Origin of the sequence: Micromonospora sp. NPDC048894 (genome assembly GCF_040649765.1) — a bacterium.
GTDB classification, from domain to species: Bacteria; Actinomycetota; Actinomycetes; order Mycobacteriales; family Micromonosporaceae; genus Micromonospora; species Micromonospora antibiotica.
This window is the reverse complement of record NZ_JBEZFY010000009.1, coordinates 219,947-243,674: the sequence shown is the minus strand read 5'-3', so window position 1 is coordinate 243,674 and position 23,728 is coordinate 219,947. Positions and strand designations below refer to the sequence as shown.

Sequence of the window (23,728 nt, the reverse complement as noted above, 5' to 3'; positions counted from 1 at the left end):
CACCCTGTGGATAGCACATGTGTGCGACGGTTCCGGGGCCGCCGCGAGTGTCCGCACCGTACCGGGGTTCGCGGTGGGGGCATGCCGGTGTTGCTGCTGCCCTGCCCGACGGGTCGGGCGGCTACTCGTCGTCTTCCGCAGGTGGGCGGGGCGGGCGGTGGTGGCGTGCCCACTCGTCCACCTCGTCCGCGTCCCAGACCGTGGTGCCGATCAGGCGGGCGAGTGGTTCGGGGAAGCCGGGTCGGCGGGTGATCTGTAGGACCCGTTGCCGCGACACGTTGAACAGGGCGGCCAGTTCGCCCGGTCCGTACAAGCGCGGTCGCTTCACCGTTCGACCGTAAGCACGGCGTCAGCTTGACTATCGCTACTTGCTGATTGACAAGTGCATGCCGGGTGGGGTGAGGTAGAGATGGCCCCTGGCCTGCTGGAGGAGCTTCCCGGCGGGTCGGGGTGCCGTGAAGACCGACCCCCACCTCGGAGGCGAGATGCAGAGACACGCACCGCTCAAACCCCTCTGGATCTGCACGGCCGATGCGCTGCCCTGGCCCTGCGGGAGGGCTCGACTCGACCTGGTCGCCGACTACGCGGGGGAGCGGGTCAATCTCGCTGTCGACCTTGCCGAGTTGTTCCGGGAGGCGATGGCCGATCTCACCCGGATCTGCCCCGAGCCGCCCGACCCGATCGGCACGTACCAGCGCTTCCTCGGCTGGGTGAAGACGACGCCCCGGTCCTGAACAGGCCGGTGTGACCTTGATCGGTCCGGGAACGACGAAGGGCCGGCTCCCGATCGGGGCCGACCCTCGCGTTGGTGCTGCTCAGACGAGCGGAGGATACGAGATTCGAACTCGTGAGGGTTTTATCCCAACACGCTTTCCAAGTCTGTCGTATAACGTTCGCTCGGACTCGTGGCGGTTCCAGCCAGCGACGTCGGTGCGGGATGGACGTCGCTGGATGACCTTGGTTGTAGCTGAACGAGACGACAACTGAGACTGCCTTGGGCGGCCCATACGCTTGGGGCCTGGACCTACATCCATACCGGATCCGCAGCCCATATGACCGGCAGTGCTGGCGCGCGGGTACCGGCGGCCTAGTCACCGGGTACGGCAACGGTGGGCCTCAGATGAGACCTTCGTCCCGACCGAACAGAGCCCCGGCCTCAGCTGTCCCGTCGCAACCGTACACAGGTTCTGCGCACTCTACGCGGGTACATCCGGGACCCGTATCCTGCTTCTACCTCGCGGCTCAACTGGACTAGCAACAGGAACCAGTGCGTCTCCGATAGGCGGGCACAGCGTTCCAGCAGCGAGGTGGCGCGCACCTACTAGATGTCATGGGGGAGCCACGGTAGATTGCGGTCCTGATCTCATCCGTTGCATGGACGGACCCTCGGCCCATCACCCCCGTGGAGTCGCTATGGAGCCCACAGTTTTAGACGCACCCGGATATTGGACGGGCCCCGAGCGTCAGTTATGGAGTGCCTTCAGGAAGGGGGAGACCCTAGTCCTCGATGGTGCGAACCCTGTAGCGAACCAGCTTCCAGTAGATTTCTGGGGGGCGGAGAAGACGATCAGAGCGAAGGTTCTGGCTGAGATTTTAATGCATAGCCCAGGTCAGGAGGCCGGTTATCCGCCACGCCTAGTGCTCGCGGGTGCGCGGATTACAGGAAAGCTTGATTTGGGGTGCGGCAGTGTGGGCCCATTCTATTTTCAAAGGTGCATCTTTGACGAGCAGCCACTTCTAAACGATGCTTCGGCGGAGTTCATCGGATTTACCTCGTGCGTATTGCCGGGACTCTCGGCGGTGCGGACAGTTTTACGCGGGCCGGCTCTAGTTACAAATTGCAAAGTTACGGGACCAGTCGACTTCGAAGACGCCAGAATAGTAGGGGATGTGTCCTTTGCTGGTACTGTTTTCGACGTATCCACCCCCGATTATATGATTGATTTGTCGGGTGCCGATATCGGGAGCGATCTGGTTTGCAGCCGAATTTCCGGGAACCGGCCAATTCATCTGCACAACGCGAGGATTAACGGCGATATCAGGCTATCTGATTCCAAGATTTCCTGCGGCAGCGAGTTCGCGTTGCTTGGTAGGCAGGTCAAGGTCGGCGGCTCTGTTGTATGCGCCAATGACTTCAATTGTGAAGGTGGGATTATTCTTGAGGGTGCTCGAATAGAGGGGCAACTGCTTCTGCCTAAAGCTCGAATTAGCCGACCGAACGGCATTTGTTTAAATATTGATCACGCGGTAGTCGCCCTTGGTGTGAGATGTGAAGATGCGCACTTTCGGGGTGCGGTTCGAATGCATCATGCTCAAATCGGTTGCCAACTCTCTTTTGATCGTGTTCGTATCTCGGACTGCGGGCGGCTTGCTTTGCTTGCAGACCATTTAGGGGTCGATGGGTCCGGCCATTTCAGGAATTTCCGCGCGGAGGGTGCTGTCCACCTCCATGGCTCCCGCTTCGAATGCAATCTTCTCGTCGACAATGCAAAGATTTCCTCGGACGCGGGCACTGCGTTGACGCTGGATGGGACGACAATTGGCGCAGCATTAGCGGTTGAAGATTGCGAGATCGCAGGCTCAATTCTATTAATCGCAGCTACGGTTCAGGGGGCGCTAACGCTTCGGAATACGGAGATATCTCCCCATGGGTCGTGGGCGGTGGATGCGCGACGAGCAGATATACGGGGCGGTGTCGACGGGGCAAAGGGTTTTACAGCCCATGGGAGCGTATCCTTCGCCAATGCAAAAATAAGTGTGACATTAAACCTGACTGAAGCAGCCATCGTAACCCCGCGCCGCCATGCCCTTATCGCGGCGGGTCTGGTTCTTGACGGTGACCTCATTGGCGATCGCGCAAAAGTCGAAGGTCTCGTGGACCTTACGGCCGCAAATGTTACCGGAAACGTGAGGCTTGCGGACGCCGAGTTGACTGGTGTGCCTCTAGAAGAATCTTCCCGAGGGAGGGAGATTGATCAGTTGAGGCGAGGCGATTGGCGGGGGGTGTCCTTGCGGGCAACCGCTAGCATTATTCACGGAGATATCGACCTTCGTGGTGCACGACTGAAGGAGAGTCTGGTTCTTGAGTCGGCGACTGTGCAGCGCTCGGTGCTCTTGGATGGCACTACGCTTGAAGTGAAGGACTCGATGGCTATCCGCGCCGATGGTATGAAGGCTGCGATGCTAAGCCTGAGATTCAGAGATGCTCCAACCGGTGGGATATCTCTGGCAGCAGCTGCGGTTGGGACACTTCGCGATAATGAGCGTTCGTGGCCGAAAAGCGCTGCCGTGGTACTCGAAGGATTTACCTACGGCCTTCTTGACACGAATCTTACGGTCGTAGATCGATTGAGGCTTCTGCAGCATGCTACGCCTACATATTCACCGCATCCGTATGAGCAACTTGCCTCGAATTTGACGGCAGCGGGACAAGATGACGATGCCGATATTGTTCGCTTGGCGTCTATTCGTAGATCACATGCCTCTTCACGTTTCCTTATCCGAATTTGGGGTAAGCTGCAAGACTATGTCGTGGGATACGGCTTCTCGCCAATGCGCGCCCTCGCGATCTTTCTAGTCCTCTTCATTGGTGCAAGCGTGTGGTTTACAGTCACGCCTTACTCGTGCGGTGAAGCCGCATACGCTGATCTCCCGATCTGTCCAATTAAGGCGGATGAGCATCCTACGTGGGATCCGTGGCTATATTCCCTCGACTTACTTATTCCGCTAGTAAACCTCGGGCACGATAACGCCTGGGATCCGACGGGTAGCTCTAAGGCGGTGATGTATGTTCTAGTGATTGGAGGCTGGGTCCTGACGACTACCATCGTTGCCGCCGCAGGTCGCTCGCTTAGGAGGTAAGGCGTAGTTGAATATCTCCAAGCGTGGGGCGGATCTCCTAGTAGGGAAATCGCGGCGGCATCTGCGATTTGGGGCAAACCTCTGGGTCTTCGAATCGTGTCGTACATGAGCGTGGGCGGGCTACGCCGATATCCCTGGGGATCAGACTACTTAACTCACTCTGCTTGTAGGGCGTCTTGATTCTCGCAGCGGCGGGTTCGTCAGCCCGTCACTAAGGGGTCGAAACAGTTCCCGACCACGTCTCCCATGCATCTGCGAGGATGTCTGTCAGTTTAGGTCTTGTCACAGTCCAGCCGAGAACGCTACGAGCCTGGCTGATGTCCGCGATCAAGTTCGAGGGTTCAGGCTTGGGCGGCTGGCGGTAAACGACAATCGGGCGGCCGGTAACCTGCTCGGCGGTGGCTACCACGGTGGCCATGTTCGTTCCGACGCCCGAGCCGACGTTGATCGTCCGGCAGACCCCGGGAATGCCGGCGTCCAGTGCCAGCCGGACAGCGGCGGCTACGGCACTGACGTGCATAAAATCCCGTACTGCTGATCCGTCGCCGTTGAGGGCCCCATGGTCGCGTTGGCCGGTGATCGCGCGGAAGACGTTGGGGATGATCCTTGCGCGGTCGGTGTCAGTGACGCCGTCGACCGCTCCGGCGATGTTGATGGGCCGGACGGTGATCGCGCCGATCGCTCCGGTCGCTGCGTAAGCCGCAACCATCTGCTCGGCGGCGACTTTCGAGGCCGCGTAAGGGCTTTCGGGGTGTGGGTCGAGGTCTTCGGAGAGTGCGCCGTGGTGCTGTGATCCGTGCACGATGTTGGTGGAGGCGAAGACCAGCGCGGCCGGCCCGGTGGTCGTCCGCGCGGCGTCCAGGGCCATGAGTAGGTTCAGGGTGCCGGTCGCGTTGACGTCGAAGTAGCTCAGTGGGTCGGCAAACGAGTCCCGGCCGCTGGTGAGTGCGGCGAGGTGCACGACTCCGCTGTACCCACCCTGCTGGACGAGACGTCGACACCACCGAAGTACATGCCGGTGGTGAAGGTGAGCGCCCGATCGGGCTGACTCCAGTCGACCCACCAGGCGACGGACTACGACGAGTGGAAACGGCTGCTCAAGCTCGCCGGAGTACGGGACGGCCGGCTACACGACGCCCGGCACACCGCCGCTACCGCGCTCCTGGTCCTCGGCGTCTCCGGCCGCGCCGTGATGGGCATCATGGGCTGGTCGAACTCGGCCATGGCCGTCCGCTACCAGCACATGACCGACCAGGTACGCCGGGACATCGCGCAGCAGCTCGGCGGACTGCTCTGGGGCGACCCGCCGACCGGGCCGGGGGAGAGGGCCACCAAACCGCCGCCCGACCAGCCGGAACAGGGCAACCGAGACGACAACTGAGACGAGAGCGACGGTAGAGACGATTCAGGGCCGGTCCCCGTGGGGGCCGGCCCTGTCGTTTTTCCTGCTCAACAGAGCGGAGGATACGAGATTCGAACTCGTGAGGGTTTTATCCCAACACGCTTTCCAAGCGTGCGCCCTAGGCCTCTAGGCGAATCCTCCGCGAGCCAGGATACAGGTCCCCGCCCGCCGGGCCACCCCACCACCCCCTGAAGATCCACCGGGGGTCGGGTAGGGTGGGCGTTACCTCCCGTGCGGCGGTATCTCGTGAACCTCCCCAGGGCCGGAAGGCAGCAAGGATAAGCGAGCTCTGCCGGGTGCACGGGAGGCCTTTTTGTCTCCGCCCACCGGTACCGTACCTGCGGGTCGGGTCCCGGGGTGGTGGGTGGTCACCCGCGCCCGACCGGCGCAGAATGGCTCGGTCGAGAGGAGGCGGGGCGAGTGACGCTGGCGCTCTACCGCAAGTACCGGCCGCGCACCTTCGCCGAGGTCATCGGCCAGGAGCACGTCACCGAGCCGTTGTCGCAGGCGCTGCGCAGCGGGCGGCTCAACCACGCCTACCTGTTCTCCGGTCCCCGGGGCTGCGGCAAGACCTCCAGCGCCCGGATCCTGGCCCGTTCGCTCAACTGCGAGCAGGGGCCGACCCCGGAGCCGTGCGGGCAGTGTGCCTCGTGCCGGTCGCTGGCCGTCGACGGCTCCGGCTCGATCGACGTGATCGAGATCGACGCGGCCAGCCACGGTGGTGTCGACGACGCCCGTGAGCTGCGGGAGAAGGCGTTCTTCGCGCCGGCCCAGAGTCGTTTCAAGATCTATGTCATCGACGAGGCGCACATGGTCTCGTCGGCCGGCTTCAACGCCCTGCTCAAGCTGGTCGAGGAGCCCCCGGAGTACGTCAAGTTCATCTTCGCCACCACCGAGCCGGAGAAGGTCCTCGGCACGATCAAGTCGCGGACCCACCACTACCCGTTCCGGCTGATCCCGCCGAAGGTGCTCCGGCCGTACCTGGAGCAGCTCACTCAGGCCGAGGGCGTCACGGTCGATCCGGCGGTCTTCCCGCTGGTGGTGCGCGCCGGTGGTGGCAGCGCCCGGGACAGCCTCTCCGTGCTCGACCAGCTCATCGCGGGTGCCGGCCCGGAGGGGGTCACCTATGCCCGGGCCGCCGCGCTGCTCGGCGTCACCGACGCCGCGTTGATCGACGAGATGTGCGACGCGTTGGCCGCCGGGGACGGCGCGGCGGCGTACGCCACCGTCGACCGGGTGGCCGAGGCCGGGCACGATTCGCGCCGGTTCGCCTCCGACCTGCTCGAACGGCTGCGCGACCTGATCGTGCTCCAGCAGGTGCCGGACGCCGCCGGCAAGGGCCTGATCGACGGCCCGGCCGACCAGATCGAACGGATGGCCGCCCAGGCCCAGCGGCTCGGCCCGGCGACCCTGTCCCGGTGCGCCGACATCGTGCACAACGGTCTGGTCGACATGCGCGGCACCACCGCGCCCCGGCTGCTGCTGGAGCTGATCTGCGCCCGGATGCTGCTCCCCGGCGTCGACGACGCCACCGGTGCCCTGCTCCAGCGCCTCGAACGGATGGAGCGCCGGCTCACCCTGGGTGGCGGGGAGCTGCCGCCGGCCGCCGCCGGCTCCGCATCCCCCATCCCCACTCCTGCGGTACGTCAGGAGCCTCCCGCCCCGGGCGCGGCTGCCGCCGCGTCCGACCCGCAGACCGCCGGCCCGCCGGCGGCTGTCGATGCGCTGTCCGGGGCGGCCGCCGCCCGCGCCGCTGCCGCGTCGGCCGCTTCCCGGCCCAGCGGGCCTACCCCGCCCGCCGCCACCCCGCCCGCCCCCACCGGCCCGCCCCGGGACGACTCCGTCCCCACTGTCGGGGGGCCCGCGACTGACGGCTCCACCCCGACGGCCGGTGGCCCGGGCGTCGGTGACCCCGACCCGGCGGCCCGTCGGGTGCCGCCCTCGGCCGTCATGCCCGACCCGGCCACCCCCGAGCCGCCGCGTCCGGGTGCTGCGACACCCGGTGCCCTCGACGCCGTCGCGGTACGCCGGGTGTGGCCGGACGTGGTCGGCAAGGTCGGCCGGAAGAGCAAAAAGGTGGCGGCCTGGGCGCGGGAGGCCACCGTCCGGGAGGTCGACGGGCAGTCCCTCCTGCTCACGTTCCGGTACCCGTTCCACGCCCAGGCTCTCTCCGCCGAGCCGGACCTCCTCCTCGAAGCGCTGTACGAGGAGTTCGGCGGTCGGTGGCAGATCCGCTGCGAGGTGGCCGGTGAACGGGGTGGCGCGTCGTCCGGCGCTCCGTCCCGCCCTGCTGCCGCCCCGCCCCGACCGGCACCCGCCCCACCCACCGCACCGGCCGGGCCGGTCAGCGGCGCTTCGTCCGGCCCGTCCAGCGGTAACCCGGCCGGCCCGTCCAGCGGCACCCCGGCCGGGTCCACCGGCTCGCCCGGCCCCACCGCACCGGGCGGTTCGCCTGGCAACACCGCCCGAAACGGTGCGGCTGGCGGCGGCGGCGCGGCACGGTCACCGGGTGGGCCGCCCGACCAGGTGGGCAGGGCGGGCAGCGCAGCCATCCCGGCCGATGCGGTCGGTGGGGGCGACGACGAGGGCTGGCCCGAACCGGCCCGCCCCGGCGGGTCCGCCAGCGCATCCTCCGACGAGTGGCCCGAACCGGCCCGCCCCGGTGGGGCGACGGCGACCGCGACGGCAGCCGCCCCGGCGGTGCCCGCTGCGCCCGCCGTACCCAGACCGGCCGGTCCGCCGCCGACACCGCAGCCGGCGCCGGCCGGGGCCGCCGGTGCGCCGGTGAGCAGCGCGATCGCGGCGGCGCGGGCGGCTGCGGCGGGTAAGGGACCTCGGGCCGCCCCGGCGGGACGCAGGACCGCCGACGCGGAGTGGGCCGGCGAGCCGCCCTACGACCCGGACTACGACGGTCCGGTGCGTGCCGGTGGGGCACCGGCGGGCGCGACCCGGGCCACTCCCGCCTACGAGGGGTTCGACCCGGGTGACGAACCGCTGGACGAGGTGATCGACGAGCGGACCGCCCGGCAGTCGAGCGAGGAGCAGGCGGTGCAGTTGCTCCGTGAGGCGTTCGGTGCCGAGAAGATCGACGAGGTGGACGCGCGCTGACGCGCCGTTCCCCGGACCGGACCACCGGTCGCCCCCGACTAGGCTGGGCGCGGCCGAGCAGACGAGTGCGAGAAGGAGCCATCCGTGCGCCCAGGTGGACAGCCGAACATGCAGCAGATGCTGAAGCAGGCGCAGAAGATGCAGCAGCAGATCGCCAAAGCGCAGGCCGAGTTGGCCGAGGCGGAGGTGACCGGCACCGCCGGTGGTGGGCTGGTCACCGCGACCGTCTCCGGCTCCGGTGAGATCAAGGGCATCAGGATCGACCCGAAGGCGGTCGACCCGGAGGACGTCGAGACCTTGGAGGACCTGGTCGTCGCGGCCCTGCACAACGCCGCCGAGGCGGCCAAGGAGCTGACCGACCAGAAGATGGGTCCGGTGGCCGGCGGCATGGGCGGCCTCGGCCTGCCCGGATTCTGATCCGCCGATGTACGAGGGTGCCATCCAGGACCTGATCGACGAGTTGGGGCGGCTGCCGGGCGTCGGCCCGAAGAGCGCCCAGCGGATCGCGTTCCACGTCCTGTCGGCGGACCCGGCCGACGTCACCCGGCTGGCCGGGGCGTTGCGCAAGGTCAAGGACCTGGTCCGGTTCTGCACCACCTGCTTCAACGTCGCCGAGTCGGAGCAGTGCCGCATCTGCCGCGACCCGCGCCGCACCGACGAGGTGATCTGCGTGGTCGAGGAACCGAAGGACGTGGTGGCGATCGAGCGGACCGGTGAGTTCCGGGGCCGCTACCACGTGCTCGGCGGGGCGATCAATCCGCTGGAGGGGATCGGCCCGGACAACCTGCGGATCCGTGAGCTGATGACCCGGCTCAGCGCGGGGACGATCCGTGAGCTGATCCTCGCCACCGACCCGAACACCGAGGGCGAGGCGACCGCGACGTACCTGGCGTTGATGGTCAAGCCGATGGGGATCGCGGTCACCCGCCTCGCCAGCGGCCTGCCGGTCGGCGGCGACCTGGAGTACGCCGACGAGATCACCCTTGGCCGGGCCTTCGAGGGCCGCCGCGCGGTCTGACGCCCGGTCTCCGGTGTCGAGGCAGTTCGTGGTTCCCAGGGCAGGCACCACGGCGACACGGTGGACATGCCGATGGCCGGCACCCCGGGCGGGGTGCCGGCCATCGTGTCGTACGCGGGTCAGCTGTTCCAGTGGTGGGCGACGAGGTCGGCGGCCTGGGTTTCCCACTGGGCGTAGTGGTCGGGGTACGCCGACACCTGGACCGTCTGGGCGGCCTTGGTCAGGGGCATGTCGTGCCAGCCGTCGACCTGCTTGAGGCCCTTGAGGAACGCCAGGGTGGCGTACTCGGGGTCGGTGATCTGCTCCACCGTGCCCCAGCCGGACGACGGGCGTTGCTGGAACAGGCCCTGCGAGTCGTGGTCGTTGCGGTCGCCGAGGTGGCCGAGGTTCTCCAGCTTCGACTCCTGCAGGGCGGTGGCGATGGAGACCACGGCGGCGCGTTCGTCCATGCCGGCCTTCTTCGTGGCGGCGATGATGGCCTTGGCGTTGCCGGTCTGCTCGTCGCCCAGGTCGATGCGGGACTGGTCGCCCTGCACGCCGTGGGGGATCAGCTTGGTCTTGTCCACGGTCGGCTTGTCGGCCTGCACGGTGGTGGCGGCGGGGCGGGTGTCGGTGGCGGCGTGGGCGTGGGTGGCGGGGCCGGCGAGGATGCCGCCGGTGAAGGCGAGGCCGGCGATGCCGAGGGCGGTCTTACGCAGGATGGTGGTGTTCATGGGGGTAGCTCCTTCGGGGGTTGACGCCCGGGGACCGACCGGGGGGTCGGTGGGCCTGCCGGGGGCAGGCGTAGCGGGCGTGGGCACCACGTCGGGGCGCTCAGGTGAGAGGGGGGGAGTTCGGGGGTCCCGGCCGGGGAGATGGGCCGCTCGTGCCGGGGTCAGGTGTAACGACCGGGGTCCCTAGGCCATTCCCACACGGATGCGGGGGCGGGCCGGTCGGGGGCGGTGCTGCGGTCGTCCGTGGGGGGTGTAACGACCGTCGGTGCCCGCTCATTCCGCCGGGGAGGCGTCGGGCCGGGCGGCCGGGGGTGCTGCTGCGGTCGTACGCAGGGTGTAACGCCTGCGGGCCGGCCCGGATTCCGGCCCGGGGGTGCCGCCGGTCACGGGACGTCGACCCCATGACACGCAGACCGCGCGGGCGGGCGCGCAGCGTACTCCCGGAACCGGACACGGCGCGCACGACGGCCGTTACGGTCCCCGACCGGTGCCCCGCCGACCGGGCTGCGGGAGGCGGTCGGGTGGGCCGGTGCCGGCGGGTGACCGGGAACGACCGCGGACTCGGATGGTCCGGGCGGTTGCGGACATATCTCCGAGGTACCGCTGTGACAGTCCTGTTTGTCGGGAGATCCGGCGGTGTCAGACCTTGCGCTTGGTGTCGGGTTGATAGCGATTGCCTAACGGGCGTTCCGCTTCGGTGTGACGTGTCATAGCCTCCCGCTCACGGACCGAGCCATGGACCGGCGTTGTTCAGGCGGATGACAGAGGTGAGAGATGCAGGCGAGAAGGCTAAGGACGGCCGTGAGCCTCGTGGCCGTTGCAGCCCTGGCGGTCGGCGCGGCCGGCTGTGCGGAGAGCGACCGCGGCGATGACAGCAGTGGCGAGGCCAAGACGGGCGGCACCTTCATCTTCGCCGGTGCCGGTGACCCGAAGAACTTCGACCCGATCTTCAACGACGACGGTGAGTCGTTCCGGCCGGTCCGGCAGATGTACGACACGCTGATCCAGCACAAGCCGGGCACGGCTGACCTGGTGGGTGGCCTGGCCGAGAGTTGGGAGCACGACCCCGACGGCAAGGTCTGGACCTTCAAGCTGCGTCAGGGCGTGAAGTTCCACGACGGCACCCCCTTCAACTCGGCCGCGGTCTGCTACAACTTCGACCGCTGGTACAACATGAAGGGCGCCGCCGCCCAGTCGCAGATGATCTACTACCAGGACGTCTTCGGCGGGTTCGCCAAGAACGAGGCCGAGGGTGCCGGCCAGGCGCTCTACAACAAGTGCGAGGCCAAGGACGAGGGCACCGCCGTCGTCACCCTCAACCAGTACAAGGGTGCGTTCCCCGGCGCGTTCGCGCTGACCGCGCTCTCGATCGCCAGCCCGGAGGCCCTCAAGAAGGGCGACGCCGACACGGTCAAGCAGAACGGCGACTCCTTCGAGTACAGCTCGTTCGCGACCACCACCCCGGTCGGCACCGGCCCGTTCACGTTTGGCGGCTGGGACAAGGCCAAGAACGAGATCACCCTGAACCGCAACCCCGACTACTGGGGCGAGAAGGCCAAGGTCGACAAGGTCATCATCAAGGTGATCAAGGACGAGAACACCCGTAAGCAGGAGCTGCGCGCGGGCACCGTCCAGGGCATCGACTTCCCGGCTCCGGCCGACCGCAAGGCGCTGTCCGGTGAGGGCTTCCAGGTCCTCGACCGCCCGGCGTTCAACATCCTCTACCTGGGCATCAACCAGAAGAACCCCAAGCTGAAGGACCTGCGGGTACGCCAGGCGATCGCCTACGCCCTCAACCGTCAGCAGCTCGTGCAGACCAAGGGCCCGGGTGGCACCAAGGTCGCCGACGAGTTCATGCCGGACACCGTGCTCGGCTACGCCCCGGACGTGCAGAAGTACGAGTACAACCCGGACAAGGCCAAGCAGCTGCTCAAGGAGGCCGGTGCCGAGGGGCTGACCCTCAACTTCTACTACCCGCCGGACGTCTCCCGGCCGTACATGCCGAACCCGCAGGAGATCTTCACCGTCCTCGCCAACGACCTGCAGGCCGTCGGCATCAAGGTCAACGGTGTGCCGCGTCCGTGGAACGGTGGCTTCAAGGACGACGTGCAGCAGTTCGGCAAGCAGGACCTGCACATCCTCGGCTGGACCGGTGACTACAACGACCCGGGCAACTTCGTCGGCACCTTCTTCGGTCGGGGCAAGGTCGAGTTCGGCGACCAGGCCATGACCGAGATGTTCGACGCGATCGCCAAGGCCGACGGCACCGTCGACGAGGCGGGCAAGAAGGCGGCCTGGGAGCAGGTCAACCGGGACATCGCCGCCAAGTGGCTGCCGGCCGTGCCGGTCTGGCACGCCCCGCCGGCCATCGTCGTCACCAAGGACGTGCAGGGGCTGGTCGCCAGCCCGCTGACCGACGAGCGCTTCAACACGGTCAGCGTCAGCAAGTGACGTCCGTCGGCTGACGCCGTAGGCGTGCATCGGCCCGGGTCGGGAGCAAGTGCCGGCCCGGGCCGATGCCGCGAACATCGAGAGTCTGGTGTGTGAGAGATGTTGCGAGTCATAGTCCGCCGCCTGCTGCAGCTGGTGGTGACGCTGATAGCGCTGTCCGCGCTGATTTTCGTCTGGTTGCGCAACCTGCCCGGCGGGCCGGTCGAGGCGCTGCTCGGCGAGCGGGCCACCCCGGAGCGGCGAGCGCTGCTGATCAAGGCCCTCGGCTACGACCAGCCGATCCTCGTGCAGTACGGCAAGTTCATGCAGCGGGTCATCACCGGGGACCTGGGCAACTCGATCCGCTCCGGTGACCCGGTCACCGACGTCATCGCCCGCGCCTTCCCGGCCACCATCGAACTGGCCGTCGCCGCCATGATCATCGCGGTCGGCCTGGGCGTGCCGCTGGGCTACCTCGCCGCCCGTTACCGGGGCCGACTCCTCGACAACCTGACCATCGCCGGCACCCTGCTCGGCATCTCGATCCCGATCTTCTTCCTGGGCTACCTGCTCAAGGACGTCCTCACCCAGGACATCCACTGGTTCCCGCCGTCCGGGCGGATTAGCACCGGGATGGACAACACCACCGTGACCGGGTTCTACGTCCTGGACGGCCTGCTCACCCGGGAGTTCGACGCCAGCGCCGACGCGCTCTGGCACCTGATCCTGCCGGCGGTCACGCTGGCCACGATCCCGCTGGCGGTGATCGTCCGGATCACCCGGGCCAGCGTGCTCGACGTGCTCAACGAGGACTACGTGCGGACCGCCGAGGCGAAGGGCCTGCGGCACCGCACCATCCGGGGCCGGCACATCCTGCGCAACGCCCTGCTGCCGGTGGTCACCACCATCGGTCTGCAGACGGGCGCGCTGCTCTCCGGCGCGGTGCTCACCGAGAAGGTCTACAACTGGGGCGGCCTCGGCACCCTGATCACCGACTCGATCAGCGGCGGCCGGGACTATCCGGTGCTCCAGGCGATCATCCTGCTCGCCGCGTTGGTCTTCGTGCTGGTCAACCTGCTGGTCGACCTCTCCTACGCGTTCATCGACCCGAGGGTGCGTGTGCGATGAGTGACCCGACCACCCGCCCCGGCGTGGGCAAGCCCCGCACCGGCGACACCCCCACCGACCAGCCCGCCGAGGGCCCGGCCGCCGACGGCCAGCCCGGCCAGCCCGGCGAGAACCCGACCAGCGACCGCCCCGCCGGCCAGCCCGGCGAGACCCCGGCACAGCGGCGGGAGCGCAGCCTCGGTCGGCTCGGCGACCGTAAGCGGGCCCGGCTCGACGAGTTGGCGCGGGCGACCGCGGACCCGGGCGGGGTCAGCCTCTACCGGGACGCGCTGCGCCGGCTGCGCCGCAACCCGGTGGCCATCGTCGGTGCCGTCATCGTCGGACTGTTCGTGCTGGTGGCGATCTTCGCGCCGCTGATCGCCCCGCACGACCCGGTGCAGCGGTTCGACGAGCTGACCCGGGACCTGACCGTGGACAGCATCCCGGGCGCCACCGCCGGGCACCCGTTCGGCTCGGACCCGCTCGGTCGGGACTTCTTCTCCCGCATGATCCACGGCAGCCGGCAGACCCTCTTCGTCGGCGTGCTCGCCACCCTGATCGGCCTCACCCTGGGCGTACTGCTCGGTGCGGTGGCCGGTGCCTTCGGCGGCTGGGTCGACGTGGTGCTGATGCGCCTCACCGACGTGATGCTGGCGCTGCCCAGCCTGCTGCTGGCGATCACCCTGGTCGCGATGGCCAGCCGGTCGAGCCAGTGGACGGTCATCTTCGCGGTGGCGATCGTCAGCGTGCCGATCTTCGCCCGGCTGCTGCGCGGCTCGATGCTCGCCCAGCGGGAGAGCGACCACGTGCTCGCCGCGCGGGCGTTGGGCGTCAAGGAGCGCAACATCGTCCTGCGGCACATGCTGCCCAACTCGCTGACCGCGGTGATCGTGCAGGCCACCCTGACCTTCGCGGTGGCGATCCTGGACGCGGCGGCGTTGTCCTTCCTCGGCCTCGGCGACCCGGACATCAACCGGGCCGAGTGGGGGCTGATGCTGGGTGTGGACGGCCAGCGCTACTTCGAGGTCCGCCCCGAGCTGGCCTACTATCCGGCGCTCGCGATCATCGTGGTCGCGCTCGGTTTCACCCTGCTCGGTGAGGCGATGCGTGAGGCGATCGACCCGAAGAACCGGCGGTGACGGCGGTGCGGCAGGTCGGTGTGCGACCCGCCCGACCGGGGGCCGGCGGTCCCGGGCCGGGCGGGCACCCGGCGGGCCGGCGACCGCAGCCGGGAGCGAACGACCAGCACAGTGAGGAAGTGACCCGATGAGCCTGCTCGACGTACGCGATCTGAGCGTGGTGTTCCAGCGCCGGGGCGAGCGGCCGTTCGCGGCGGTCGACCAGGTCAGCTTCACGGTGGAGCCGGGGCAGACGGTCGGCCTGGTCGGCGAGTCCGGCTGCGGCAAGAGCGTGACCAGCCTGGCCATCATGGGGCTGCTGCCGAAGCGGGGCAACCGGGTCACCGGCAAGGTGCTGTTCGAGGGCACCGACCTGCTCAAGCTGCGCCCGGACGACCTGCGGGACCGGCGGGGCCGGGACATCGGCATGATCTTCCAGGACCCGCTGTCCTCGCTGAACCCGGTCATCCCGATCGGGGTGCAGGTCGCCGAGGTGCTGGAGCGGCACCGGGGGATGGACCGGCGCAAGGCGCTGCGGGAGGCCCGGGAGCTGCTCGACGCGGTCGGCATCCCCGACCCGGACCGCCGGCTGACGGAGTTCCCGCACCAGATCTCCGGTGGGATGCGGCAGCGGGCCCTGATCGCCATCGCGTTGGCCTGCAAGCCCCGGTTGCTGATCGCGGACGAGCCGACGACCGCGCTGGACGTCACCATCCAGGCGCAGATCCTCACCCTGCTCAAGCAGCTGGTCGACGAGACCGGCACCGCGCTCATCATGATCACGCACGATCTCGGGGTGGTGGCCGGTCTCTGCGACACGGTCAACGTGCTCTACGGCGGCCGGGTGGTGGAGCGGGCCGCCCGGCACGAGCTGTTCGCCCGGCCCCGGCACCCGTACACGCACGGGTTGCTCAGCTCGGTGCCCCGGCTCGACTCGCCGCGGGGCGAGCGGCTGCACGCCATCCGGGGTTCGGTGGCCGACAACATCCCGTGGGTCGAGGGCTGCGCCTTCGCGCCGCGCTGCGACAACGTGGTGGACGCCTGCCTGGACGGCCCGCCCCCGTTGGAGCCCACCGCCACCGGCGGCGACCTGCGCTGCAACAACCCTGTCTCGGAGGAGGTGGCGGTGCCGTGACCGAACGGACCGGACCGGAGAACGAGGCCGCGACCCAGCGGTCGGCCACGGACGACGCCGCGACCGGGCGGGTGGGGACGGACGACGCCGCGACCGGGCTGCCGGGAGCGGAGGCCGGGACGACCACCGCGCCGGGCGACGCCGGGGCCGGGCAGCCCGGGCCGGGGGACGCCACCGGGCAGGGGCGGCCGCTGATCGAGCTGCGCGACGTCAAGGTGCACTTCCCGATCAAGAGTGGCCTGCTCTTCGACCGTACCGTCGGCTACGTCTACGCGGTCGACGGCGTCTCACTGTCGATCAACGCGGGCGAGACGTACGGCCTGGTGGGCGAGTCGGGGTGCGGCAAGTCGACGCTCGGCCGGGGCCTGCTGCGGCTGGTCGAGCCGACCGACGGTGAGATCGTCTTCGACGGTGCCGACGTGCGCGCGCTCAAGGGCGAGTCGATGCGCAAGGCCCGCCGCCGGATGCAGATGATCTTCCAGGACCCGTTGTCCAGCCTGGACCCCCGGCAGTCGGTGGAGTCGCTGCTGGTGGAGGGGCTCAAGGCGCACGGGCTGGCCGACGACAAGGAGGCGACGAGCCGGCGGCTGCGGGACACCCTGAAGGCGGTCGGGCTGCCCGCCTCGGCGTTGAGCAAGTACCCGCACGAGTTCTCCGGCGGGCAGCGCCAGCGCATCGGTATCGCCCGCGCACTGGTCCTCGACCCGGATCTGATCGTCGCCGACGAACCCGTCTCCGCCCTGGACGTGTCGATCCAGGCCCAGGTGCTCAACCTGCTGGAGGACCTCCAGAACGAGCGCGGGCTGACGTACCTGATCATCGCGCACGACCTGGCGGTGGTCCGGCACATCGCCGACACGGTCGGGGTGATGTACCTGGGTGGGCTGGTGGAGGAGGCGTCCAGCGACGACCTCTACCGGGAGCCGATGCACCCGTACACCAGGGCGTTGATGTCGGCGGTGCCGGTGCCGGACCCGCTGGTGGAGGACCGGCGGGAGCGGATCCTGCTCGCCGGTGACCTGCCGTCGCCCACCAACCCGCCGGCCGGCTGCCGGTTCCACACCCGGTGCCCGTGGGCGCAGCCGACCCGCTGCGCCGACGAGCGGCCGGCGCTGCGGGACGTCGTGGGCGGGCACCGGGTGGCCTGCCACTTCGCCGAGGACATCGCTGCCGGGCGGCTCCGCCCGCACGACGTGGCACCGGAGCTGGTCCGGCCGGACGACGGCGGGGCGCCGGGCGACACCGGTGAGCTGATCCCCACCCTGTGAGCACACGACGAGGGCCCCTTCCCGGGTACGGGAAGGGGCCCTCGTCGTGTGCCACGCCGATCGGGCGGCCGGCGGGACGGGTGCGGGCCGCCGCAGGTGCGGTGATCCCGGGCGACGCCGGCCGGACCGCTGCGGTGCCGGGTCAGCCCTCGGGACGGTGCAGCAGGGCCACCGCGATGGTGTGTACGGCGTCCAGGCCGGCCGGGTCGTCCAGCTTGGCGGTCCCGCCCGTCACCGCGTACCACTCGTCGGCGTCCTTGTACTGGACGGCGAGGGTGACCTGGCCATCGGCGTACCGGGACTTCAGGGTCAGCTCGCCGGTCACCACACCGACCTCGTCGGTCATCACCCCACCGGGGCCGGCGACCAGGTCGGCGGTCAGCTCGCGGGGCGTACCGTCGCCGCCCGCGTCGGCGGTCATTCCCGCGCCGGGCACCTCGGCCGAGCCGGCGGCCCGGCCGTCGGCGGTCATCCCGGCGGTGGCCGCCGCTGCGGCCCCGCCCCCGTCGACCCCGTCGCCGGCCGGTGCCGCCCCCTCGGGTGCCGCCCCGCCTCCGGTCGTTGCCGCCCCGGCCGGGTCGGCCCCGGCGTCGGCACCGCCCGGGCCGGTCGGTGTCAGCGCTTGCCCGCCCATGTGCACCCTCCCAACATGTCGGTGATGGCGGCCTTCTCGGCGCTGGTCACCGTCAACTTCCAGTGGTGCTTGACCTCTACCCAGTGTTCCGCGTACGTGCACCAGTAGGCGCGGTTCGGCGGTTTCCACTGCGACGGGTCCTGGTCACCCTTGGACCGGTTGGAGCTGGCGGAGACCGCGAAGAGCTGCGGCCGGGTCAGGTCGTTGGCGAAGTCACCCCGCTTGGCGTCGTCCCACTCGTCGGCGCCGGAACGCCACGCGTTGGCCAGCGGCACCATGTGGTCGATGTCCACGTCGGAGGGGTCGGTGAAGGTCCGACCGTCGTAGACGCTCTCCCACCGCCCGCCGACCACGTTGCAGCCGGAGAGGCGGATGTCCTTCCCGTCCCGCTGGAGCACGCTGTCCCGGACGTCGCAGTTCTTGCCGGTGTCCCGCCAGTGCGGGAAGCGGTCGCGGCTGTAGCCCTTCATCGAACCGGCCTCGGCGACGGTCAGCTCCGCGAGCTGCTCACCGACGTTGCCGGAGTTGGCGGGTGGCGCCTCCGGCTCGGCCACCGAGACGTCACAACCACCCGCGCCGAGGGCGAGCAGCGCGGCAAGGGCCGCCGCCACCGCCGCGCGGCCTCCTGATCTGGTACGCACAGACGACACCTTTCCAGCTTGCGGGCTTCCGGCGATCCCGCACAGTACCCAAGCACGGTTTCCGCATTTCGTGGCGTCTCCGGATGTGGGCGTGCAGATTGGTACCCATGACGGCACCGGCTCACGCGCTCCGTATCCGTACCACAGCCGGGCGGGGGACGCTGCTCGCCGCGATCCTCGCCTCCGGCATGGTGTTCCTGGACAGCACCGTGGTCAACGTGGCACTACCCCGCCTGGGTGCGGACCTCGACGCCACCGTGGCCGGTCTCCAGTGGACGGTCAACGGGTACGCGCTGATGCTGGCGGCGTTCGTCCTGCTCGGCGGGTCGCTCGGGGACCGGTTCGGCCGGCGGCGGATCTTCCTGATCGGGGTGGTCTGGTTCGCGGTCGCCTCCGTACTGTGCGGGCTCGCCCAGGACACCAACCAGTTGATCGCCGCCCGGTTCCTCCAGGGGGCGGGCGGGGCGCTGCTCACCCCCGGGTCGCTGTCGGTGCTCCAGGCGAGCTTCCACCCGGACGACCGGGGCCGGGCGATCGGCACCTGGTCGGGGCTGTCCGGCGTGTCCACCGCGCTCGGCCCGTTCGTCGGGGGTTGGCTGATCGACGCGCTCTCCTGGCGGTGGATCTTCTTCATCAACCTGCCGCTCGCGGTCGGCGTGCTGCTGGCCGCGATGCGCTGGGTGCCGGAGAGCCGAGACGAGAACGTCTCCCGCAGTGCCGGCCGACGGTTCGACATCGCCGGTGCGCTGCTCGGCGCGCTGGCGCTGGGCGGGCTCACCTACGCCCTGATCGACGCCCCGGTACGCGGGGTCGGCTCCTGGCCGGTGCTGCTCGCCGCCGGTGCCGGTGTCCTCGCCGCGGTCTCCTTCGTGCTGCTGGAACGGCACCGGGGCGAGGGGGCGATGCTGCCCACCACGATCTTCGGCAGTCGGCTCTTCTCGGTGCTGAACGTCTTCACCGTGCTGGTCTACGCCGCGCTGAGCGGGTTCACCTTCTTCCTCTCCGTCTACCTGCAGAACGTCGTCGGCTGGTCGGCGCTGCGGACCGGGCTGGCCACCGTACCGATGACGGTGCTGCTGCTGCTCGGCTCGGCGCGGGCCGGGGCGTTGTCGGCGCGGATCGGCCCCCGGCTGCTGCTGACCGTCGGCCCGGTCGTCGCCGCCGGCGGGTTGTTGCTGCTGCGCCGGGTCGGGCCGGGCGCGTCGTACTGGTGGGACGTGCTGCCCGGGGTGCTGCTGTTCGGGATCGGGCTGACCCTGGTGGTGGCGCCGTTGACCGCGTCGGTGCTGGCTGCCGTGGCGGACCGGTTCGCCGGGGTGGCCAGCGGCTTCAACAACGCCGCGTCGCGCACCGGCGGTCTGCTCGCGGTGGCCGCGTTGCCGCTGCTGGTGGGTCTGTCCGGTACCGGCTACGAGCAGGCCGGCGCGCTGACCGACGCGTTCCGGGGGGCGATGGCCTGGTGCGCCGGGTTGTTGCTCGGCGGCGCGCTGCTGGCCGCCCTGCTGGTCCGCCGTCCCCCGTCCCCGGACCGCGCCCCGGGTCGGGCCGCGCCGTCGCCCCGGGGCACGTAGCGGGATGGACGCGCCGGGGTGGCCGGCCGGTGGCGGGGTGGGCTCGGCCGGCCGTGCCGCCCCGGACCGGCAGCCGGCCCGGGGCTGGTGGTCGTGATCCGGGATCGTCCGGTGACGACCACCAGCCCGGCCGGCGCGATCAGTGCCGGGTGCGGTTGGCGGCGCTGGTGACGGCCTTGATGGAGGCGGTGACGATGTTGGGGTCGGTGCCGACGCCCCACACGGTCTGGCCGTTGATGTCGCACTCCACGTAGGCGGCGGCCTGGGCGTCGCCGCCGGAGGAGAGGGCGTGCTCGTGGTAGTCCAGCACGCGTACGGCCACACCCACCGACTGGAGCGCGTTGACGTACGCGTCGATGGGGCCGTTGCCGACGGCGGTGAGGGTGCGCACCGCGCCGTCGACGACCACCTGGGCCTCGATCTCGACCTTGCCGTCGACGGTACCGATCGTGTAGCCGGTCAGCGTGACGGCCGGGTCGACCTGGTGGTCGAGCAGGTAGTTGCGGGCGAAGATCTGCCACATGGTGCCCGGCTCGACCTCGCCGCCATCGTGGTCGGTGACCTGCTGCACGACGCCCGAGAACTCGATCTGGAGCCGGCGCGGCAGGTCCAGCTGGTGCTCGGTCTTCATGACGTACGCGACGCCGCCCTTGCCGGACTGCGAGTTGACCCGGATGACCGCCTCGTAGGTGCGGCCCAGGTCCTTGGGGTCGATCGGCAGGTAGGGCACCGCCCAGGTGAACTCGTCGATCGGCACCCCGGCCGCCTCGGCGTCGCGGTGCAGCGCGTCGAAGCCCTTCTTGATGGCGTCCTGGTGGGAGCCGGAGAAGGCGGTGTAGACCAGGTCGCCGGCGTACGGGTGACGCTCGTGTACGGGCAGCTGGTTGCAGTATTCGACGGCCCGCTTGACCTCGTCGATGTTGGAGAAGTCGATCATCGGGTCGATGCCCTGGGAGAACAGGTTCAGCCCCAGCGTCACCAGGTCGACGTTGCCGGTGCGCTCGCCGTTGCCGAACAGGCAGCCCTCGATCCGGTCCGCGCCGGCCAGCAGGCCCAGTTCGGCGGCGGCGACCCCGGTGCCCCGGTCGTTGTGCGGGTGCAGGCTCAGCACCAGGCTGTCCCGGCGGGGCAGGTGCCGGTGCATCCACTCGATCGAGTCGGCGTAGACGTTGGGGGTGGCCATCTCGACGGTGGCCGGCAGGTTGATGATCAGCTTGCGGTCCGGGGTGGGGTCGATCACCTCGATGACCTTGGCGCACACCTCCACCGCGTACTCCAGCTCCGTGCCGGTGTACGACTCGGGCGAGTACTCGTAGTAGATGTCGGTGTCCGGGGTGTGGATCTCGGCGTACTTGCGGCACAACCGGGCGCCCTGGGTGGCGATGTCGGCGATGCCGTCGCGGTCCAGGCCGAAGACCACCCGACGCTGGAGGGTGGAGGTGGAGTTGTAGAAGTGCACGATGGCCCGGCGCGCGCCGCGCAGCGACTCAAAGGTCCGCTCGATCAGGTGTTCCCGGCACTGGGTGAGCACCTGGATGGTGACGTCTTCGGGGATCAGGTCCTGCTCGATGAGCTGCCGGACGAAGTCGAAGTCGGTCTGGCTGGCCGACGGGAAGCCGACCTCGATCTCCTTGTAGCCCATCTGCACCAGCAGCTGGAACATCCGGCGCTTGCGTTCCGGCGACATCGGGTCGATCAGGGCCTGGTTGCCGTCGCGCAGGTCGACCGCGCACCAGCGGGGGGCGGCCTCGACGTGCCGGGTCGGCCAGGTGCGGTCCGGCAGGTCGATCCGGAACTGCTGGTGGTAGGGCTCGTAGCGCTGGTACGGCATCCGGCTGGGACGTTGCCGGGCGATCTGATCGGCTTCGGCGTCGGTGGTGACAGGTTGAGCCATGACGGAGTGCTCCCGTGGGTCAGGTGGCGTCAGCATTGCGAATGATGTCGGCAGGGGTCGGGCGGCGATGCCCGGACGGGTGCCGAAAGAAGTTCGGATCTGCTGGACGGCGCGGTTCGACTCCGCGACGGGGTGCCGGCCGGTCAGGCCCCGTCGCGGCGACCAAGGAGAAGGTACGCCTGCCACATGACAGAGTGACCCTACGTGATGAGACGGGGGGTGGGAAGGTCGGTCCGGACTCTGAGATCCGCATCGCACCCGCCGGGATCGGCGTCGGTTCGGCGGTGACCCGTCAACCCAGCAGCAGGGCGTGGACGGGGTGCCGGTGCCGCAGGGCGGTCTCCCGGCGCAGCAACTCCTCGGGCAGCGTGGACGGGTCGCCGAGCCGGCCGACGGCGGTCACCACCAGGGGGCGGACCCCCGGCGGCAGGTCCAGGTCGGCGGCGAGCGCGGCCCGGTCGAGGTCGCGGATCTGGCGCGTGTACAGGCCGAGCGCGGTGGCCTGGACGGTCAGGTGGGCGATCGACTGGCCCAGGTCGTACGCGTGCCGTTCCGGGTCGCCGCCGGTGTGCGCGCCCACCACCAGCGCGGCGGCGTGCCGGGCCCAGCCCTGGTCGGCCTCGGTGAGGCTGACCAGGATGCGTTTCCAGGTCTCGTCGTCGCGGTGGCCGAGGGCGAACCGCCACGGCTGGGCGTTCCCGGCCGACGGGGCCCAGCGGGCGGCCTCCAGCAGGGACGCGGCCTCGTCGCCGGTCAGCTCGGCGGTCGGGTGGAACGCCCGAGGGCTCCACCGGTAGGCGAGCAGCGGAGTGAGATCAGCCATGCGAAGAGAATCCCGTATGAGCTTTTTGACCATTTTCGTTACCCAGGCAAATGTGGTCAAGAGCACCCGTAACGCCTTGACGGGTCAGGACGTTCCCGGGCTCGGGGAGGACTGCTCCGCCTGCTGCCCCAGCGGCTCTCCGGTCACCACCGGCCCCGCCAGCGGCACCGTGTCCGGCGCCGGACCGGGCGGGCCGGCCAGGGTCAACGTGCCCAGCGCCGCCCGGACGAAGGTGGGCGTGCCGTCCGGCTGGTAGCAGTAGATCCCCACGTCCAGCGGTGGGGTCAGCGAGGCGGCGGTGCTCTCCACCGCGTAGCAGCTCCCGGGCACCCCGGGCGGGGCCGTCGCCACCGAGACCGACAGTGCGCTACGCCGGTCGGTGAGCACCGCCAACCAGTCGGTGAACGGGTGCTGCACCCGGGGGTCCAGCGGGCGCGGCACCGCGTCGTCGCGTCCGCCGAGCCGCACACAGCTCGCCGGCCCGGGACGGCCGGCCGACGGCAGCCCGCACTGGAAGAGCCCGTCCGGGGTGGCGGCGAGCGCGACGTCGGCCGTACCGCCGAGTGCGCCTCCCGGCACGTCCACCCGCCAGCTGCCGTCGGCGGCGCTGACCACCGTGATGTCACGGGTCGGGCCGTCGGTGCCGGACAGGGTGTAGCGGGCGGTCAGGTGCCGGTCCCGGGCGGCGGCGGCCAACGCGGCCAGCTCGTCCCGGGCGGTGTCCGCCACGGCCGGCGCGGGATCGGAGGGGGCCGCGGTCGGCGGTGCGGCCGGGCCGTCGGCGGCGCAGCCGGCCGGCAACGCCAGCAACACGGGCAGCACCAGCAGCAGCGGAGCCGGCAGTGTCGGCCGGGACGGGGCCGGGACGACGATCGACCGGCGGGCCGTGCGGGGGTGGGCTTGCACCGGGTCATTCTGCGCCGGGCGGCCGTCGCGGGCAGCCCCGCGCCCACGGGTCGCCGGGTCGGCGTGTCGGCGCCGCCGCACGGGAAATGCCCGTCCGGA

The 23,728-nt window shown here is 69.7% G+C and carries 19 protein-coding genes, 1 tRNA gene, 1 other RNA gene and 1 pseudogene; 13 read left to right on the top strand and 9 right to left on the bottom strand.

Going from position 1 to position 23,728, the window contains the following annotated elements; translation table 11 throughout:
* Window positions 1–121 precede the first annotated feature (121 nt).
* Window positions 122–328 carry a hypothetical protein gene (locus AB0C22_RS21270; protein WP_088646531.1) on the bottom strand — a complete coding sequence of 69 codons (207 nt, stop codon included), beginning with the start codon at window positions 326–328 and terminating at the stop codon, window positions 122–124.
* Window positions 329–485: 157 nt separating this feature from the next.
* Between AB0C22_RS21270 and AB0C22_RS21265 the strand changes: the two genes are divergently transcribed.
* On the top strand, window positions 486–734 hold the full coding sequence (locus AB0C22_RS21265) for a flavin reductase (RefSeq protein WP_357536576.1): 249 nt from the start codon (window positions 486–488) through the stop codon (window positions 732–734).
* 1,156 nt (window positions 735–1,890) lie between these two features.
* Window positions 1,891–3,861, top strand: coding sequence for a hypothetical protein (locus tag AB0C22_RS21260; protein ID WP_357536574.1), 1,971 nt, complete (start codon window positions 1,891–1,893; stop codon window positions 3,859–3,861).
* Between the two features lie 211 nt (window positions 3,862–4,072).
* On the opposite strand, the gene AB0C22_RS21255 is transcribed toward AB0C22_RS21260, so the two are convergent.
* The gene (locus AB0C22_RS21255; RefSeq protein ID WP_357536572.1) at window positions 4,073–4,924 is read right to left on the bottom strand and encodes an NAD-dependent epimerase/dehydratase family protein; all 852 of its coding nucleotides are present in this window, start codon (window positions 4,922–4,924) and stop codon (window positions 4,073–4,075) included.
* Window positions 4,925–4,930: 6 nt separating this feature from the next.
* Here AB0C22_RS21255 and AB0C22_RS21250 point away from each other — a divergent pair.
* Window positions 4,931–5,242: pseudogene (locus AB0C22_RS21250) on the top strand (tyrosine-type recombinase/integrase); the annotation flags it as partial.
* A gap of 77 nt (window positions 5,243–5,319) precedes the next feature.
* Here AB0C22_RS21250 and AB0C22_RS21245 read toward each other — a convergent pair.
* A tRNA-Ser gene (locus tag AB0C22_RS21245) sits at window positions 5,320–5,404 on the bottom strand.
* An 82-nt stretch (window positions 5,405–5,486) separates the two neighbouring features.
* Here AB0C22_RS21245 and ffs point away from each other — a divergent pair.
* From ffs to recR, 4 genes are all read left to right on the top strand, one after another.
* Window positions 5,487–5,576: signal recognition particle sRNA small type (gene ffs / locus AB0C22_RS21240), an RNA gene on the top strand.
* 107 nt (window positions 5,577–5,683) lie between these two features.
* The gene (locus tag AB0C22_RS21235; RefSeq protein ID WP_357536570.1) at window positions 5,684–8,371 is read left to right on the top strand and encodes a DNA polymerase III subunit gamma and tau; all 2,688 of its coding nucleotides are present in this window, start codon (window positions 5,684–5,686) and stop codon (window positions 8,369–8,371) included.
* 108 nt (window positions 8,372–8,479) lie between these two features.
* The gene (locus tag AB0C22_RS21230) at window positions 8,480–8,788 is read left to right on the top strand and encodes a YbaB/EbfC family nucleoid-associated protein (protein WP_219470436.1); all 309 of its coding nucleotides are present in this window, start codon (window positions 8,480–8,482) and stop codon (window positions 8,786–8,788) included.
* Between the two features lie 7 nt (window positions 8,789–8,795).
* Window positions 8,796–9,389, top strand: coding sequence for a recombination mediator RecR (gene recR / locus AB0C22_RS21225; RefSeq protein ID WP_208570826.1), 594 nt, complete (start codon window positions 8,796–8,798; stop codon window positions 9,387–9,389).
* A 119-nt stretch (window positions 9,390–9,508) separates the two neighbouring features.
* Here recR and AB0C22_RS21220 read toward each other — a convergent pair whose 3' ends face one another.
* Window positions 9,509–10,102 (bottom strand): hypothetical protein, encoded by a 594-nt coding sequence (locus AB0C22_RS21220; protein ID WP_357536567.1) that lies wholly within the window; start codon window positions 10,100–10,102, stop codon window positions 9,509–9,511.
* Window positions 10,103–10,876: 774 nt separating this feature from the next.
* Here AB0C22_RS21220 and AB0C22_RS21215 point away from each other — a divergent pair.
* The 5 genes from AB0C22_RS21215 (at window position 10,877) to AB0C22_RS21195 (ending at window position 17,160) form a co-directional block, all read left to right on the top strand.
* Window positions 10,877–12,553, top strand: coding sequence for an ABC transporter substrate-binding protein (locus tag AB0C22_RS21215; RefSeq protein WP_357536565.1), 1,677 nt, complete (start codon window positions 10,877–10,879; stop codon window positions 12,551–12,553).
* Between the two features lie 99 nt (window positions 12,554–12,652).
* Complete coding sequence (locus tag AB0C22_RS21210; protein WP_208567678.1) at window positions 12,653–13,660, top strand: ABC transporter permease; 1,008 nt, start codon at window positions 12,653–12,655, stop codon at window positions 13,658–13,660.
* Window positions 13,657–14,778, top strand: coding sequence for an ABC transporter permease (locus AB0C22_RS21205; protein WP_357536563.1), 1,122 nt, complete (start codon window positions 13,657–13,659; stop codon window positions 14,776–14,778). Before AB0C22_RS21210 ends, AB0C22_RS21205 begins: the two co-directional genes overlap by 4 nt.
* A gap of 127 nt (window positions 14,779–14,905) precedes the next feature.
* Window positions 14,906–15,892 (top strand): ABC transporter ATP-binding protein, encoded by a 987-nt coding sequence (locus AB0C22_RS21200; RefSeq protein WP_357536561.1) that lies wholly within the window; start codon window positions 14,906–14,908, stop codon window positions 15,890–15,892.
* A 191-nt stretch (window positions 15,893–16,083) separates the two neighbouring features.
* Window positions 16,084–17,160, top strand: coding sequence for an oligopeptide/dipeptide ABC transporter ATP-binding protein (locus AB0C22_RS21195; RefSeq protein ID WP_208567919.1), 1,077 nt, complete (start codon window positions 16,084–16,086; stop codon window positions 17,158–17,160).
* A 142-nt stretch (window positions 17,161–17,302) separates the two neighbouring features.
* Here AB0C22_RS21195 and AB0C22_RS21190 read toward each other — a convergent pair whose 3' ends face one another.
* Complete coding sequence (locus AB0C22_RS21190) at window positions 17,303–17,794, bottom strand: hypothetical protein (protein WP_357536559.1); 492 nt, start codon at window positions 17,792–17,794, stop codon at window positions 17,303–17,305.
* Window positions 17,776–18,435, bottom strand: a complete 660-nt coding sequence (locus AB0C22_RS21185; RefSeq protein WP_357536557.1) for an HNH endonuclease family protein — start codon at window positions 18,433–18,435, stop codon at window positions 17,776–17,778. Before AB0C22_RS21185 ends, AB0C22_RS21190 begins: the two co-directional genes overlap by 19 nt.
* Window positions 18,436–18,542: 107 nt before the next feature.
* On the opposite strand from AB0C22_RS21185, the gene AB0C22_RS21180 reads away from it, so the two are divergent.
* On the top strand, window positions 18,543–20,006 hold the full coding sequence (locus AB0C22_RS21180; protein WP_357536555.1) for an MFS transporter: 1,464 nt from the start codon (window positions 18,543–18,545) through the stop codon (window positions 20,004–20,006).
* Between the two features lie 139 nt (window positions 20,007–20,145).
* Here the strand turns inward: AB0C22_RS21180 and leuA are convergent, their stop codons facing one another.
* The 3 genes from leuA to AB0C22_RS21165 form a co-directional block, all read right to left on the bottom strand.
* Window positions 20,146–21,900: a 2-isopropylmalate synthase gene (gene leuA / locus AB0C22_RS21175; RefSeq protein ID WP_357536553.1), complete on the bottom strand. Its 1,755-nt coding sequence runs from the start codon at window positions 21,898–21,900 to the stop codon at window positions 20,146–20,148.
* 292 nt (window positions 21,901–22,192) lie between these two features.
* Window positions 22,193–22,723, bottom strand: a complete 531-nt coding sequence (locus AB0C22_RS21170; protein WP_219465130.1) for a nitroreductase family protein — start codon at window positions 22,721–22,723, stop codon at window positions 22,193–22,195.
* Between the two features lie 84 nt (window positions 22,724–22,807).
* Window positions 22,808–23,629, bottom strand: coding sequence for a hypothetical protein (locus AB0C22_RS21165; RefSeq protein WP_357536551.1), 822 nt, complete (start codon window positions 23,627–23,629; stop codon window positions 22,808–22,810).
* Window positions 23,630–23,728 lie beyond the last annotated feature (99 nt).